This is a genomic window from Streptomyces sp. NPDC048734 (genome assembly GCF_043198675.1).
Taxonomy (GTDB): domain Bacteria; phylum Actinomycetota; class Actinomycetes; order Streptomycetales; family Streptomycetaceae; genus Streptomyces.
This window is the reverse complement of record NZ_JBICUZ010000006.1, coordinates 20,420-34,417: the sequence shown is the minus strand read 5'-3', so window position 1 is coordinate 34,417 and position 13,998 is coordinate 20,420. Positions and strand designations below refer to the sequence as shown.

Annotated in this window: 12 protein-coding genes and 6 pseudogenes; 12 read left to right on the top strand and 6 right to left on the bottom strand. The window is 67.3% G+C overall.

Features of this window, described 5'->3' with window-relative positions:
* Window positions 1–347: 347 nt before the first annotated feature.
* The 4 genes and pseudogenes from ACGFQC_RS17335 to ACGFQC_RS17320 form a co-directional block, all read left to right on the top strand.
* On the top strand, window positions 348–1,322 hold the full coding sequence (locus tag ACGFQC_RS17335) for a chlorophyllase (protein WP_363091662.1): 975 nt from the start codon (window positions 348–350) through the stop codon (window positions 1,320–1,322).
* Between the two features lie 319 nt (window positions 1,323–1,641).
* Window positions 1,642–2,016, top strand: a pseudogene (locus ACGFQC_RS17330) (transposase); the annotation flags it as partial.
* A gap of 141 nt (window positions 2,017–2,157) precedes the next feature.
* Window positions 2,158–2,898, top strand: a pseudogene (locus tag ACGFQC_RS17325) (IS630 family transposase); the annotation flags it as partial.
* Window positions 2,899–3,155: 257 nt separating this feature from the next.
* Window positions 3,156–3,371: pseudogene (locus tag ACGFQC_RS17320) on the top strand (DUF1330 domain-containing protein); the annotation flags it as partial.
* Window positions 3,372–3,646: 275 nt separating this feature from the next.
* On the opposite strand, the gene ACGFQC_RS17315 reads toward ACGFQC_RS17320, so the two are convergent.
* A complete protein-coding gene (locus ACGFQC_RS17315) occupies window positions 3,647–4,195 on the bottom strand; it encodes a hypothetical protein (protein ID WP_363091633.1) in 549 nt (182 codons plus the stop codon).
* Between the two features lie 23 nt (window positions 4,196–4,218).
* Window positions 4,219–5,208: a YafY family protein gene (locus ACGFQC_RS17310; protein ID WP_363091663.1), complete on the bottom strand. Its 990-nt coding sequence runs from the start codon at window positions 5,206–5,208 to the stop codon at window positions 4,219–4,221.
* Between the two features lie 92 nt (window positions 5,209–5,300).
* Between ACGFQC_RS17310 and ACGFQC_RS17305 the strand changes: the two genes are divergently transcribed.
* Window positions 5,301–5,699, top strand: coding sequence for a VOC family protein (locus ACGFQC_RS17305; protein ID WP_363091634.1), 399 nt, complete (start codon window positions 5,301–5,303; stop codon window positions 5,697–5,699).
* A gap of 49 nt (window positions 5,700–5,748) precedes the next feature.
* A pseudogene (locus tag ACGFQC_RS17300) lies at window positions 5,749–5,946 on the top strand (helix-turn-helix domain-containing protein); the annotation flags it as partial.
* Window positions 5,947–6,045: 99 nt separating this feature from the next.
* Here ACGFQC_RS17300 and ACGFQC_RS17295 read toward each other — a convergent pair.
* Complete coding sequence (locus ACGFQC_RS17295; protein ID WP_363091635.1) at window positions 6,046–6,657, bottom strand: helix-turn-helix domain-containing protein; 612 nt, start codon at window positions 6,655–6,657, stop codon at window positions 6,046–6,048.
* A gap of 150 nt (window positions 6,658–6,807) precedes the next feature.
* Here ACGFQC_RS17295 and ACGFQC_RS17290 point away from each other — a divergent pair, with 150 nt between their 5' ends.
* Entirely contained in the window at window positions 6,808–8,331 is a 1,524-nt protein-coding gene (locus ACGFQC_RS17290; RefSeq protein ID WP_363091636.1) for an MDR family MFS transporter, read from the top strand.
* A gap of 67 nt (window positions 8,332–8,398) precedes the next feature.
* A pseudogene (locus tag ACGFQC_RS17285) lies at window positions 8,399–9,523 on the top strand (FAD-dependent oxidoreductase); the annotation flags it as partial.
* Between the two features lie 455 nt (window positions 9,524–9,978).
* Here ACGFQC_RS17285 and ACGFQC_RS17280 read toward each other — a convergent pair.
* The 3 genes and pseudogenes from ACGFQC_RS17280 to ACGFQC_RS17270 all read right to left on the bottom strand — a co-directional run bounded on the left by ACGFQC_RS17280 (window position 9,979) and on the right by ACGFQC_RS17270 (window position 11,806).
* The gene (locus ACGFQC_RS17280; protein WP_363091637.1) at window positions 9,979–10,698 is read right to left on the bottom strand and encodes an IS6 family transposase; all 720 of its coding nucleotides are present in this window, start codon (window positions 10,696–10,698) and stop codon (window positions 9,979–9,981) included.
* 49 nt (window positions 10,699–10,747) lie between these two features.
* Window positions 10,748–11,002 (bottom strand): annotated as a pseudogene (locus tag ACGFQC_RS17275) (transposase family protein); the annotation flags it as partial.
* A gap of 333 nt (window positions 11,003–11,335) precedes the next feature.
* Window positions 11,336–11,806 (bottom strand): nuclear transport factor 2 family protein, encoded by a 471-nt coding sequence (locus ACGFQC_RS17270; RefSeq protein ID WP_363091638.1) that lies wholly within the window; start codon window positions 11,804–11,806, stop codon window positions 11,336–11,338.
* A gap of 161 nt (window positions 11,807–11,967) precedes the next feature.
* Between ACGFQC_RS17270 and ACGFQC_RS17265 the strand changes: the two genes are divergently transcribed.
* From ACGFQC_RS17265 to ACGFQC_RS17250, 4 genes are all read left to right on the top strand, one after another.
* Window positions 11,968–12,411 carry an Rrf2 family transcriptional regulator gene (locus tag ACGFQC_RS17265; RefSeq protein WP_363091639.1) on the top strand — a complete coding sequence of 148 codons (444 nt, stop codon included), beginning with the start codon at window positions 11,968–11,970 and terminating at the stop codon, window positions 12,409–12,411.
* A gap of 158 nt (window positions 12,412–12,569) precedes the next feature.
* A complete protein-coding gene (locus ACGFQC_RS17260) occupies window positions 12,570–12,698 on the top strand; it encodes a hypothetical protein (protein WP_363091640.1) in 129 nt (42 codons plus the stop codon).
* A gap of 40 nt (window positions 12,699–12,738) precedes the next feature.
* Complete coding sequence (locus ACGFQC_RS17255; protein WP_363091641.1) at window positions 12,739–13,044, top strand: transposase; 306 nt, start codon at window positions 12,739–12,741, stop codon at window positions 13,042–13,044.
* Between the two features lie 2 nt (window positions 13,045–13,046).
* The gene (locus ACGFQC_RS17250) at window positions 13,047–13,952 is read left to right on the top strand and encodes an IS3 family transposase (protein ID WP_363091642.1); all 906 of its coding nucleotides are present in this window, start codon (window positions 13,047–13,049) and stop codon (window positions 13,950–13,952) included.
* Window positions 13,953–13,998: the final 46 nt, after the last annotated feature.

Genomic DNA, 13,998 nt, shown 5'->3' with positions numbered 1-13,998 from the left:
CGAACCGTGCTCTTCTGCGATGCCCATCGGTTGCGGACTCAGCCATGTCACTTTCGCCCTAGTTCGGTTTGTTCAGTTGATCTTACAGTTCCCGGCAAGACAAGTGCATCCGTCGAGCCAGGGAGGCATGACAGTCGATGGTCGAGCCAGTCGCCCTCCCCTGCCGTCAGACCGCGGGACGAACACCTGACGAGATCTGTGCACCGCTGCGGAGATCACCGTCCACACCGATCCAGGTGCCGGGCGGCCGTTCCTGGCCCATCAGGCTCGTGGCCACGACCGCTAGTTCCATGCCTACCGCCAGTTACGACAGGCGCTATGTCAACACCCATCTCGAAAGGGCTCCGATGAGCAAGCCGTACAGCGACGCCGCCAACATCCCGGTCAACGCGTCGCAACCCGTCCTCACCTACCATCCGGTCACCCTCGACGTTCCCGGCCGGCCCGTGCCGCTGGAGGTCAAGGTGTCGATCCCCGCGACCGGCACCGACCTGCCGCTCATCCTCCTGTCCCACGGGCACGGGCTGGCGAACTTCCTGTCCTCCTACAACGGCTACGGGCCGCTGGCGAACTTCTTCGCCGCCCACGGGTTCGCGGTCGTCCAGCCGACCCACCTGGACTCGACGGCCCTCGGTCTGCGCGATACGGACCTCAAGGACGCGCCCCTGTTCTGGCGTGACCGCGCCACCGACATGCACAACATCCTCGACCGCCTCGACGACATCGAGGCCGCCGTCCCTGGTCTTGCCGAACGGCGGATCGACAGGGACCGTGTCGGTGCCGTAGGACACTCCCTGGGCGGCAACACCGTCTCCCTCCTCCTCGGAGCCCAGATGCTGGACCCGGACGACGACCGGCCGAAGGACCTCTCCGACTCTCGTGTCAAGGCGGGAGTGCTCATCGGAGCTCCAGGCATCGGCAACGACGAGCACTTCGCCGAGTGGGCCAAGACGAACTACCCGGTGCTGTACTACACCGACTTCGAGCAGATGACAGGCACCGGCCTGATCATCGTGGGCGATCAGGACCTCAACCCCAACTTCTCCAATCGGCTCAGCTACCGTGCTGACGCTTACTCGGCCAGCCCCGCCGGCAACAAAACCATGGTGACCATGTACGGCGCTGGTCACATCTTCGGTGGCATATCCGGATACGACGCGGCAGAGACGGACGACGAAAATCCCGAGCGCGTGGCGACTCTGCGGGCTCTCGTGTGGGCCTACTTGCGCAGCCAGCTCTACTCGGCCGACCCGTCCTGGAAGAACGCGGTGAACGCCCTGGAGAACGGTGAAGACCCGATGGCCAAGGTCGAAACGAGGTAGTTCCGCGAAGTGGGCGGCGCGACGGCCGCCGCCCACCGCACTTCATCGCACCGAGACCTTCCACCCCAGCACGGGTCGCACAGGAGCAACCGCCATGTGGACCACGTTCGCTGCAACCGTCGGCGGAAGCGCCGCCGGCCTCACCTTCATCGTTGTCGCCTTCCGCTTCGACGTCGTCGCCGCCTCCCAGGAACACCGCAACCGCGCCGCGCAAACCGTCTCCCTGTTCCTGACAACCACAGTCACCGCATCGCTGGTCACCCTGCCGCAACCGACCTGGGCGCTCGGGGTCGAACTGTTGGTCGCCGCAGCAGCAAGCGCGAGTCTGCTTTCCCAGGTCCTGACGTCACTGCCCGGCGTCGGCGTCAGGACCGCCGCCACCTTGCTGGCCACCGTCGGCGACGGCACCAGCTTCCCCACCGCCGCCCACCTGGCCTCCTATGCCGGCCTCGCCCCCACGATGAAGTCCTCCGGGACCTCGATCCATGGCGAACACGCCCCCAGAGGCGGCAACCGGCAACCCAAACGGGCGATGTTCCTGTCCGCGTTCGCCGCCCTGCACGACCCCGCCTCCCGTGGCTACTGCGACCGCTGCCGAGTCCGCGGCAAAACCCATACCCAGGCCCTCCTCTGCCTCGCCCGCCACCGCATCAGCGTCCTGTTCACCATGCTCCGCGACGGAACCTTCTATTGATCTGAAAGGGTTTGGGTTCTGGGTCGTTGGTGGTGTGTGAGCGATCTGGTGGGGGACGCGCGGCATCTGTCGCCGTCGGCGCAGGAGGCCCTTCGGCTGCGGGCGGTGGCCGCGTTGGTGGCGGGTCGGGACCGTGAGGATATGGCGGCGGTGTTCGGGGTGTCGTTGAAGGCGGTCGGCACGTGGTGGGCGAAGTGGCGGGCCGGCGGCCGGGAGGCGCTGGTCATGCGGCCGAGGGGCAAGCCGGTCGGGGTGCATCAGGTGCTCGGGGAGGCCGAGCAGGCCGCGGTGCGGCAGGCGGTCCTGGATCATCGGCCCTGTGACGTGGGTCTGGGCGGGCAGTTGTGGACGCGGCGGCTGGTGGGTGAGCTGATCGCGAAGCTGTACCGGGTGCGGCTGACCGAGCCGGGGGTGGGCAAGTACCTGAAGCGGTGGGGGTTGTCCTTCCAGCGGCCGGACAAGCGGGCTGTCGAGCAGGATCCGGAGGCCGTTCGGCGCCGGCACGAGGAGACCTGGCCGAAGATCCGGGCGAAGGCGAGGGAGGATGGGGGCGAGATCCTCTTCGCCGATCAGGTCGGTATCCGCTCCGACCGGGTCACCGGCCGTGCCTGGGGCGAGAAGGGGAAGACCCCTGTGGTGCGGCGGAGCGGGAACCGGTTCTCGGTGAACGCGATGTCGGCGATCAGCACCAAGGGCCGGATGCACTTCATGGTCTTCACCGAGTCCTTCACCGCCGAGGTGATGTGCCGCTTCCTGGACCGGCTGGCCGGCCACTTCGACCCCAAGGTCCATCTCGTGGTCGACGGGCACTCCGCGCACCGTTCGAGGAAAGTCCGGGACTGGCTCGCCGCCCACCCCGAGGCTGTCGAGCTGCACTTCCTGCCCCCGTACTCGCCCGAGCTCAACCCCGACGAGTTGGTCAACGCCGACCTCAAGCACAAGCCTGCCCAAGCAGCACCGGGCCCGGGACCAGGCCGAATTCGCCGCGGAGACCCGCCGCTTCTTCCGCAGACGCCAGCGCCAGCCGCACATCGTCCGCGGCTATTTCGGCGGCCCCCACGTCCGCTACGTCCTGGACGAGAACCCCATGAGTTTCTGATCAATAAGTCAGATGCGCTCATTTCGACAATGGAGGTTCCATGCCCAAGGGCTACTGGGTCAGTGCCTACCGCACCGTTTCAGACCCTGAGAAGCTGGCTGCTTACGACAAGCTGGCCGGTCCGGCCGTCGAGGCCGGGGGCGGGCGGCTCCTCGTCCGTGGCGGTCGGGTCGTCGCACACGACGCTGGAATCGCCGAGCGCACTGTCCTGATCGAGTTCGACAGCTTTGAACAGGCCGTCGCGGCGCACGACAGCTGTTGTCGCGGACTGGGGCGCGTAGGGTATATCCATTCTACCGACGCCCTCAACACCGACGCCCTCAACACCGACACCCTCAACACCGACACCCTCAACACCGACACCCTCAGCACCGCTGCCCAGCGCAGATTTTTCCCCCGCCGGGCCGGCCGACCTCCTGAACGCGCCGGCAAGGGCAACGATCCCAGGCCGCCCTTCAGGGGAGAAGGACGGCCTGGGATCGGGCGTGTGAAGGCAGCTGGGGTGGGCGGCCTTCTCCCTTGGCGGGGGTGTTACTTGGGGCAGGTCTCTTGGGTGACCTTGCCGCCCGCCGTGGCGGCGGTGGCCGGGTCCATCGATAGGCACTTGTCGGTCCAGTTGTTGATGAACGTGTAGGCCGGCCGGGATCCGGTCGCGGTGGCGAGCTTGGTCGGGATGATGTTCCACATCTGGCTGCCCGAGAACCAGCGGGTTTCACAGTCCCACCAGAACAGCTGGGTGCCCGAGCCCGGCGGGGTCCCGTCGTTGTAGGGGACGGTCAGGCACTTGCCGTTGCTCGCCTTGATCCAGAAGTGGCCCTTGCCGTCGTACGACGGCTTCTCGGCCCCCCACTGGTGGCTGCTGGGCGGGCTCGACTGGCACGGGCGCTGGGTGACCAGACCACCGGTCTTGGAGCTGTCGAACTCCGGCCCGCGCACCATGCAGCGGTCCTGGTCAGGGCGGATGAGGTTTTCGGCAGGGGCACGGTCGGCGCCCGCCGAGGAGAAGTCGGCGCGGCCCAGCCGGTCAGACAAATGGCGGCTCAGCATCACCGCCGCCCAGCAGTACCACGGGTGTGCCATCTCATGACATTGGTTCCTCGCTGTCAGGCTTGGCGGGCGTAGGACGCGAGGCGATCGCCGAGCTCGATGACGAGGTCGCGAAGTTCATCGGGGCGCTCGATGACGAACGGCCGGTCGAGTGAGGCGAGTACCGGAGGCACCCAGTCGAGCCGCTCCGCCCGCAGCTCGACGCGCAGCCAGCGCTCGGTTGCCCGGTCCTCGCCTACCGCGGGCTCGTGCTCCTCCAGACTCGCGACGCCGGCGGGAAGGTGGGCGCGGATCTGCTCGACCGTCCCGTGGATCCGCAAGGTCACCTCATGCCGGTAGTCAGCCGTGGCGAAGCCTGACAACACGCGCTGTGCCGGATCGGGGCCCGCCGGCGCTTCGAATGAGCCGGGCAGGGTCCGCGCGTCTGCGATGCGATCGAGCCGGAAGGTTCGGTCCTCGCCGATCCGGGCGTCCTTGCCCGTGACGTACCACCGGCCCGCATGGGCGACGATCCCGTACGCGTGCAGCGTGCGTTCACTGCGCCGTTCGTCGCGGTCGGTGTAGCGGATCGAGACCGGTCGGCGGTGGCGCACCGCATCGGCGATGGTGAGCAGGACCCCGGCGTCCGGGGTGTCGAACTCTCCGGGCTGGTCCGTGAAGGCGAGGGATTCCAGGAGTGTGTCGAGCCGGCGGGCGATGTGCTTGGGCAGCACCCTCCGGATCTTGGCCGATGCCGTCTCGCTTGCCGTGTGCTGCGTCGTTGTCAGCCCTGCCCGGCGGCCGGCGACCAGGCCGAGCAGCACGGCCAGCGCCTCGTCGTCGCTGAGCATGAGCGGAGGCAAGCGGTACCCGGGGGCGAGCCGGTACCCGCCGTAGCGGCCGCGCACCGATTCCACGGGCACGTCGAGGTCGATCAGCTGGTCCACATACCGCCGCACGGTGCGCCCTTCGACGCCGAGCCGGTCGGCGAGTTCGGCCACCGTCCGGGTACCGCCCGACTGCAGCAGCTCCAGGAGTGTCAGCACGCGGCCAGTGGGTCGAGGCATGTGCACAACCTAACGCGAATACAGGACCGATTCTGTCCACTATTTCTCCTAGCCTGCGACGTGCACGACTCCACACAGCCAAGGAGATCCCCATGGACTTCGTCTCGATCCGCATCATCACCAGCGACGTAGCGCGTCTCGTCGAGTTCTACGAGCGAGCCACAGGAGTGGGGGCGACGTGGGCCACCGAGGACTTCGCCGAGCTCAAGACCCCGGGCGCCACCCTCGCGATCGCCGGCACCCGCACCGTCCCGCTGTTCGCCCCGGGCTCTGCCCGCCCGGCGGACAACCACAGCGTGATCACCGAGTTCCTCGTCGACGACGTGGACCGTGTTCACCAGAACCTGACCGGCTTCGTCACCGACTTCGTCACCGAGCCCACCACGATGCCCTGGGGCAACCGGTCGCTGCTGTTCCGTGACCCCGACGGCAACCTCGTCAACTTCTTCACCCCCGTCACCCCGGCGGCCATCGAAAAGTTCGCCCGCTGACGCCACGCACAGCCGCTCACGCGGGAGCCCTGAGATCCCAGGGTTCCCGGTGAACGCGGCCGCCGAGTCCAGGAGCGCCACCAGCAGGGGGCACCGGAACGCACCGCTGACCCCCGAAGGACGTCTGCGCCTGTGCCTGCGGATCGACGCCGGACGTCCGATCGCGCACGTCGCTGCGGAAGCCGGGATCTCGCGCCGTTGCCTGGCCAAGTGGTACGCCCGCTGGCGGGCGCACGGCGAGAACGGATGCTCGACCACGCTCGCCCTCGTTTGACGAAAGGAGGCCAACTTTCTGGAACTGGTGATCTGCTGCGGCGCGTAAACGGGGCGCGATGCCGAGGCTCAGTTACGGGGAAGTAAGGGTGCGCCAGCCGTTGTCGAGGAGGTCGAAGGCGACGGTGATGGCCTGGCGGGCGTCGTCGCCGTGACTGCGCGCAGCGCGCGGCGCTTCGAGGGCGAAGTGGGCCAGGGCGGTGCAGGCGGGTTCGTTCTCGGGCAGGCCGCTCTCCTCGGCGATGACCTGGGCCAGGGCGTCGGTATGACGCAGCCACATGGCCTGGACGTAGTCGCGCAAGGCTGGGGTGCTGCTGACCAGGTCGAAGAACGCGGTGAAGCGGGCGTCGCTGTCTGCGGCCGCCATCCGGTGGCGCAGCGCGTGCTCGCGCAGGGCCGCGGGGATGGACTGGCCTTCGGGGCGTTCGCGTACGGCAGCGAGCAGGCGGGACTCCTGGTCGGCGTCCTCGTCGAAGACGAGGGCTTCCTTGACCGGGAAGTGCTTGAACAGCGTCGTAGTGGACACGTCGGCGGCGTCCGCGATTTCGCGGATGCCCACATCGTCGTACCCCCGCTCCAGGAACAGGCGCAGCGCGGTGTCGGCGATGGCCTGGCGGGTGGCGGCCTTCTTGCGCTCACGGCGCCCCATCGGCGCAGGTGCGGCGCCGGTCTCGGTGTCGGTCATATCCCAGAGCTTACTCTTCGGTTGTCCAACTTCAAAAGTGCATCAGTTGCACTAATTGGGTTGGTGTGCTCTTCTGTGGGAGTGGTTGCAGGGCGCTGCGCCTGACCACATTCCCTTTTCCCCTTCCCTGTCCGAAAGGAGTGATCAGTCATGTCTGCGTCTGTATCTCTCCTTCCCACCGGCCCTGCGGCCGCGCCGAAGAACGTGTGCTGGGTGCTGCTCGGCGTCATGCTCGCGATGCTGCTCGCCATGCTCGACAACATGGTCGTCAGCACCGCGATGCCCACGATCGTCGGCGAGCTCGGCGGCCTGGAGCACATCTCCTGGGTCGTCACCGCCTACACGCTGGTCACCGCCGTGACCACACCGATCTGGGGCAAGTTCGGCGACCTGGTGGGCCGCAAGCCCATGTATCTGGCCTCGATCGCGGTGTTCATGGCCGGCTCTGCCCTGTGCGGGGCCGCCCAGTCGATGACCGAGCTGATCGCCTTCCGCGTTGTGCAGGGCATCGGCGCCGGCGGTGTCGGCGCGGGCGCCTTCGACCTGATCGGCGCCCTCGTACCGCCGCGTGAGCGCGGCAAGTACCAAGGCATGAGCGCCTCCGTCATGGCGATCGGCACCATTGGCGGGCCGCTGTTCGGCGGGTTCATCACCGGTCACTTCGACTGGTGCTGGGCCTTCTACATCAACTTGCCGCTGGGCCTGGTTGCCCTGGTATGGCTGTGGCGGACGCTGCACGTGCCCGCCAAACGCATCAAGGCGAAGATCGACTGGGCGGGCATCGTCCTGCTCACCGTCTCGATCAGCGCGATCGTGCTGGCCGCCACCTGGGCGGGTGCCACCTATGCCTGGGGCTCCTGGCAGATCCTCGCGCTCACCGCCGTCGCCGTGCTCGGGCTCGCCCTGTTCATCTGGGTGGAGAAGCGGGCCGACGAGCCGTTGCTGCCGCCGGGCGTGTTCACCGGCCACCGCAACTACCCGCTCTCGATGACCATGATCCTGATCGCCGGTGTGGCCATGTTCGGCGCCAGGGTGTACCTACCGCTGTTCCAGCAGACCGTGCAGGGCGCCTCGGTCACCAACTCCGGCCTGCTGATGCTGCCCATGATGGTCCCCGTCGTGATCGTCTGGACCATCGCGGGCAAGGCCATGTCCGCCACCGGCCGGTACAAGATCTTCCCCGTGCTCGGCACCGTGTTCCTCACGGCCGGCCTGAGCCTGCTGGCCACCATGGACACCGGCACCTCACGCCTGCTGACCGGCGTGTACATGGTGCTCGTCGGCATCGGGCTCGGCTTCACCATGCAGATGTCCGGCACCATCGCACAGAACAGCTTCTCCATGCGTGACATGGGGGCCGCCATGAGCTCGGTCAACCTCTTTCGCACCCTGGGCGGATCCCTCGGCGTCGCCGTCTTCGGCTCGCTGTTCACCCGCGCCATCCAGTCCACGCTGCCCGCCGGCGCCGCATCCGGCCCCGGCGCCCTGCTGAACCTGCCCGCCGCGGCAAAGGACGCCTATCTCACCGCCGCCAGCCATATCTTCCTCACCGCCGCGATCCTGTCCGCCGTTGCCTTCCTCGCCGCGCTCTTTGTCATCGAGGTCCCGCTGAAGAAGGCCGGCCCGCCGCCCGCCCCCGCGAGCACGCTCACCTCCGCCACAACCGCCAGCTGACCTCTGCACCTGCCAGACAGCGCACCGGCATAGCAGCCGCCGTGCCCCTCACGAACGGAGCACCACCGTGAACACCACGCCCACCCCCCGCATCTCGATTATCGGGGCCGGCCCTGGCGGCCTGACATGCGCCCGCATCTTGCAAAAGCACGGCATCGACGTCACGGTCTACGACCGCGACCTGGACGCCGACGCCCGCAACCAGGGCGGCAGTCTCGACCTGCACGCCGACGACGGTCAGCTCGCACTGCGCGAGGCGGGCCTGATCCAGCAGTTCTGGAAGCTGGCGCGCCCGGAAGGACAGCAGATGCGCCGCTGGGACACCGCCGGCAACGTCCTACTCGATCAGATCCCGGACGAGGACGACCTCTACAAGCCAGAGATCGACCGCAGCCAACTGCGCGACCTGCTCCTCAGCTCCCTCGCACCGGGCACGGTGCAATGGGGCCGCACCCTCGCCTCGGTCGCCGGCCCCGCCGAGGGGCCGCGCATTCTGCACTTCACCGACGGAACGAGTGTCGAGACCGATCTGGTCATCGGAGCGGACGGCGCGTTCTCCCGGGTCCGCCCGGCCGTCTCGGCAGCTGTCCCGTACTACTCCGGGGTCACCTTCACAGAAGCGTGGTTCGACGACGTCGAAAACCGCCACGCCGAACTTTCCGCGCTGGTCGGCAACGGCAGCGCGACCGCTACCGACGGCGACCGCGCGCTGTTCGCCCAGCGCAACAGCGGTGGGCACATCCGGGTCTACATCATCCGGCGCGCGCCGGCCGACTGGATCACTGCAGCCGGTCTGACCGCCGAGGACACCGCCGGCATCCGCGCACACCTGCTGGATGAGTTCACCGGATGGGCACCCAGCATGCAGCAAATGATCAGCAACAACGACGGCCCCTACGCCGACCGGCCGCTGTTCGTCCTCCCGGCACCGCACACCTGGGACCACGTGCCCACCGTGACCCTGCTCGGCGACGCCGCACACCTCATGCCGCCGATCGGCGTCGGCGTCAACCTGGCCATGCTCGACGCCCACGACCTTGCTCTCGCCCTGGCCACCCACCCCACCGTCGACGAGGCCGTCCGCGCCTACGAGAAGACCATGCTGCCGCGATCCACCGACCTGGCCGAGGCACTCGTCGGCGGCGCCGACTTCCTCCTGGAGGTGGACGAGCAGCCCGACGGCGAAGACGAGGCCCGCACCCTGCAGCAGAAGCTCAAGGAACAAAGGGAGGTTGACGGGACCTGGAACCTCACCTTCAAGACCGGCGGTGGCGAGGAGACCGCTGAACTGGTCCTGGCCACCGCCGGCACGACTCTGGTCGGCACGTACGGCGGCAGGCCGATCACCGACGGGCGCATCGAGGGAACCACCGTGCGCTTCACCGCGGTAGTCACCTCGCCGGTCAGGATGAAGATCAAGTGCACCGCCGAACTGGCCGGCGGCACCATGTCCGGCATGGCCAGGTCCATGATCTTGTCGCTCCCGTTCACGGCCGTACGGCCCCCTACGGATACGCGCTGACCTCGTACACGAAGCGAACCTCACCCGGCCGCCCTCGCCGACTCTTGCCGGAGGCGCTGTCACGTTGTTGGGCGGGCGGTCTCTGATGGTGTGCACGGCCTGGTGGGGCCCGTTCCGGGCTGTGCTCAGGCCGTGGTGGCGAGGCCGGCGGCGCCGGTGATCTGCTCCCAGATTGCGAAGCGGACGGTCATCTCGGCTCGGTGGGCGGCAGCGGTCATCAGATGACGGCGGGGCCGGAAGTGGGTTGAGGTGCCGCTGAACGCGGAGAGGAACCGCTGTGCTCCGCCCACCGAGCGGAAGCCTTTCATCGCCCGTTCGCGTTGCCTGGTGGGCTGGTGGCTGTTCTCCGCTCGGTTGTTCAGGTACTTCGACTGCCGGTGTTCGACGCAGGGCATGACCTCTCGGTGGGCGGCGCCGTAGGAGCGGAGCTTGTCGGTGACGATCACCCGCGGCACCGCGCCGGTCTTCTTCAGAAGTCTGCGGAAGAAGCGCCTGGCCGCGGCCTTGTCCCGGCGTTTCTGCCCCAGGATGTCCAGGACGCTGCCGTCCTGGTTGATCGCCCGCCACAGGTACTGCAGCCGCCCATTGATCTTGATGAAGACCTCGTCCAAGTGCCACTTGTCCCCAGGCCGAGGCCGTCGGCGGCGCAGCGCGCCTGCGTAGGCCGACCCGAACTTGGCGCACCAGCGGCGCACCGTCTCGTAGGAAACGACGATCCCGCGCTCGAACACCAGCTCTTCGACCTCGCGCAACGACAGCGGGAAACGGAAGTACAGCCACACCCAGTGGGAGATCACCTCGACCGGGTACCGGTGCCCCTTGTACGACAATGACACGGCCCCCACGGACAGCCCCCTCCAGCACGATCAACCAGAAGATCATCCCACCCGGCCAACCAACGTGACAGCGCCCGAGCAGGGCCAAGACGCGCTGCGGCGCGTCGGCGACCCACTCACCGATCGCCGTGAGCGAGACGGTGCCGGCCAGAACGGCGGCAGCCGCAGCGGTGAGCAGGGCCGTCCACGGATACCGAATGCCGCGACGGGCCCGTGGATCAGGCACCGTGGCCAGATACTTCCGCAGGTCAACGGCTGCCTCCAGCGGGGCTGGGCCGGAGGCATCCCCCAACTGCCGAGGGCATGAGGGCATGCGGGAAGAGGGGTGCGCAGGCATGGACTCGCTCGGTGCTCATATGGACTAGACACCCACATGATCACCAGTGGCCATGCCTGTTCTGCGTCCAGGGCGGACGTCGACAGAAGTCGACAAGCCACCACAACCGGCACTCAGCAGGCGAACCATCCACCTCGGCACTTCTCAAAGACCCTGCCTGCCGGCCAGGGCTGCTGATACTCGATGAGCCGGCCTGCCGGGTCGTGTCGGCGGTTGGGTGCGAACAACAACTTTGTTCAAGAAGCAGCGCCGGGTATGCGGCCCGAAGAAGGGAGTGTCTTGTCGCATACTCGGCGCTGACCGGCAGAGTTACGCCGTCGTGGCTGCTGTCTCGATGGCTTCGACTGCGGACTTGAAGTCAGGGTGGACCCCGATTTGATCAAGCCACACGCTCATCGAGTTGTAGCAATTGAACCTTTCGATCTTTCCGTCACGGAGGTACCAGAGGTCCGCCGCCGGCACGTCGATCCGGTTCCCGGTCGGTGGGATCTCGCCGACCGGAGTCGGAAATCCTCCGAGATGCGTGCCCTGGATTCGCAACTCGACGGCGACGACATCACCGAACGCATGTATCTCGAGCAGCTCACGGTGTACATCGGGGAATGAGCGGGCGAGGCCCGCGATCACCTGAGGAATCTGCTCTCCGCGGAAACTCTGCGAGGTCGACATGTCGTTGAACGACCCGTCCTCGGTGAACAAGGCCAGGAAACCGTCACCGTCGAGAACGTTCCCTTCCGCAAGCCGGTAAGCCTTGCGAATGGTCTTTTCGTTACTTTCCATTCCTGTTCTCCTTTGAATTCGCAACACGCTCACGGTCCGCGCTTGTCTTTGATCGACCCTTCCCGGCCGTCGTAACAATAATCGTTACGGCAGATTGTCGCAACCTTCACTGTTACGACTTCCATGTCGTAACATGGAGTGTTGCGACCAGAGGAGGGATCATGAGCGCCAACAGCAGGCTGACCATTGCCGCCCATGCGCTGGCCTGGATCGGTCTCTATCAGCGCCAGGGCCATGAGGTCGCCACCTCCGAGAAGATCGCAGCCAGCGCGAACACCAACCCCGTGGTGATCAGACGGCTGCTCGGCGAGCTGCGCAGGGCCGGGCTCGTGGAGTCCCGGCGGGGCGTGGGCGCGGGCTGGTCGCTGGCGCGCGAGCTGGAGTCGATGACCCTGCTCGACGTGTACGAGGCAGTGGAACCCGGCCCGCTGTTCGCCATGCACCGCACCACCCCGGACCAGGGATGCGTGGTGGGTCACGGCATCCAGCCGGCGATGCGGGGCATCTACCAGGACATCGAGGAGACCCTGAGACGCGAACTGGCCCGCGTCACGCTCGAGAAGGTACTCATGGACGTACTCGCGGCACCTCGCCAGCCTCTCTGATCAGCTGGGCGATCCCGTGCGAACCGTAGGGTTCGGCGTGGGTTCTGCCCACCGGGGCGGAGTGACGTGAGCGTGGAGATGGAATCCCGCGCCGAACGCGTTGGATCCGCCGCCGGAACAGACGGCGGGCGCAGGCCGAGCTCACCGCGGACCAGGCCGTGCTCGTCCAGCGGCTCTACGGCGACGAGCGGGAGAAGACCGTCCAGCAGATCCCCGACAGATTCGACGTGCCCCGTTTCACGGTGCACGGGCACCTTGAAGTTCCCCCTCTGGGCTGGACAGCTTGATACTGGGACGACCGGTCCCGGAGGAAGCAGTTCCAGGTAGTTGAGCAAGAAGAGCAAGACGAGCAAGCGGTACACGGCCGAGTTCAAGCGGGACGCGGTCGCGCTGGTCCACTCGTCGGAGAAGACGGTGACCGAGGTCGCCCGGCAGATCGGGGTGAGCCCGGAGGGCCTGCGGAACTGGGTGAACCAGGACAAGGCCGACCGGGGCCAGGGGCCGGCGGGCGCGCTGACCAGCGACGAGAAGGAAGAGCTGCGTCGTCTGCGGCGAGAGAACCGAGAACAGCAGCAGACGATCGAGGTCCTGAAAAAAGCCGCGGCCTTCTTCGCGAGGGAGTCGACGAAGTAGCCGTGCGCTACGCGTTCATCGACGCGGAGAGGGCCACCGAGACGAACCCCGATGGCCACAGTGTCGCCCTGCTGTGCCGACTCCTGGGCGTGTCCCGCTCGGGCTGTTACACCTATCTGACCACGCGGGAAGCAGCCCGGGAACGGGCCCGCCGCCAGGACGAGCTGGTCACCGAGATCCGACACCTGCACACCGCATCCCGGAGGGCCTATGGATCTCCCCGGATCACGGCGGCCCTGCGCAGACGAGGTCGGCGGGTCAACCGCAAACGGGTCGAGCGGCTCATGCGCGAGCACGGTATCAGCGGCATCACCCGCAGACGGCGCCGGTGCCTGACCGGAGCGGATCGCACGGCACTCGCGTCGCCGGATCTGGTCGGCCGCGACTTCACGGCCGCCGAGCCGGGTACGAAGCTGGCTGGCGACATCACCTACCTGCCCACGCTGGCCGGCTGGTGGTATCTGGCCACAGTGATCGATCTGGCCACCCCCGAGGTCGTCTGCTATGCGATGGTCGACCACCATCGGGCCGGCCTGGTCGTCGACGCCCTGCGGATGGCCGCCGACCGGAGTGACCTGAAGGAGGGATGCATCACGCACTCGGACCGCGGAGCGGAATGCAGCTCACGCGAATACCGCGCCGTCATCAGGGAGTTGGGGCTGCGGAAAAGTGGGGGCAGAACGGGCTCCTGCTACGACAACGTCCCAGCTGAGAGCTTCTTCGGCCTCCTGAAGGCAGAGATTGGGACCACTGTCTGGGAGTCGCACGAGCAGGCCCGCGCCGATGTCTTCCACTTCATCGAGGTCGAGTACAACCGCACCCGCCTGCGGAAGCATCCCGTCTACGGCTACGTCACCCCGCTCGAAACCCGGGCCCTGACAGCACAAGCTCTCGCCCCCGCAGCGTAACCACCCGCTGTCCACGTTCAGGGGGAACTTCAGTGGTGACTTCGCC

What these genes read in the sequence shown, in the direction of transcription:
- ACGFQC_RS17265 (WP_363091639.1), top strand. Translation starts at nt 11,968, where the DNA reads ATGAGCGCCAACAGCAGGCTGACCATTGCCGCCCATGCGCTGGCCTGG.
- ACGFQC_RS17270 (WP_363091638.1), bottom strand. Translation starts at nt 11,806, where the DNA reads ATGGAAAGTAACGAAAAGACCATTCGCAAGGCTTACCGGCTTGCGGAA.
- ACGFQC_RS17290 (WP_363091636.1), top strand. Translation starts at nt 6,808, where the DNA reads ATGTCTGCGTCTGTATCTCTCCTTCCCACCGGCCCTGCGGCCGCGCCG.
- ACGFQC_RS17305 (WP_363091634.1), top strand. Translation starts at nt 5,301, where the DNA reads ATGGACTTCGTCTCGATCCGCATCATCACCAGCGACGTAGCGCGTCTC.
- ACGFQC_RS17310 (WP_363091663.1), bottom strand. Translation starts at nt 5,208, where the DNA reads ATGCCTCGACCCACTGGCCGCGTGCTGACACTCCTGGAGCTGCTGCAG.
- ACGFQC_RS17295 (WP_363091635.1), bottom strand. Translation starts at nt 6,657, where the DNA reads ATGACCGACACCGAGACCGGCGCCGCACCTGCGCCGATGGGGCGCCGT.
- ACGFQC_RS17315 (WP_363091633.1), bottom strand. Translation starts at nt 4,195, where the DNA reads ATGGCACACCCGTGGTACTGCTGGGCGGCGGTGATGCTGAGCCGCCAT.
- ACGFQC_RS17335 (WP_363091662.1), top strand. Translation starts at nt 348, where the DNA reads ATGAGCAAGCCGTACAGCGACGCCGCCAACATCCCGGTCAACGCGTCG.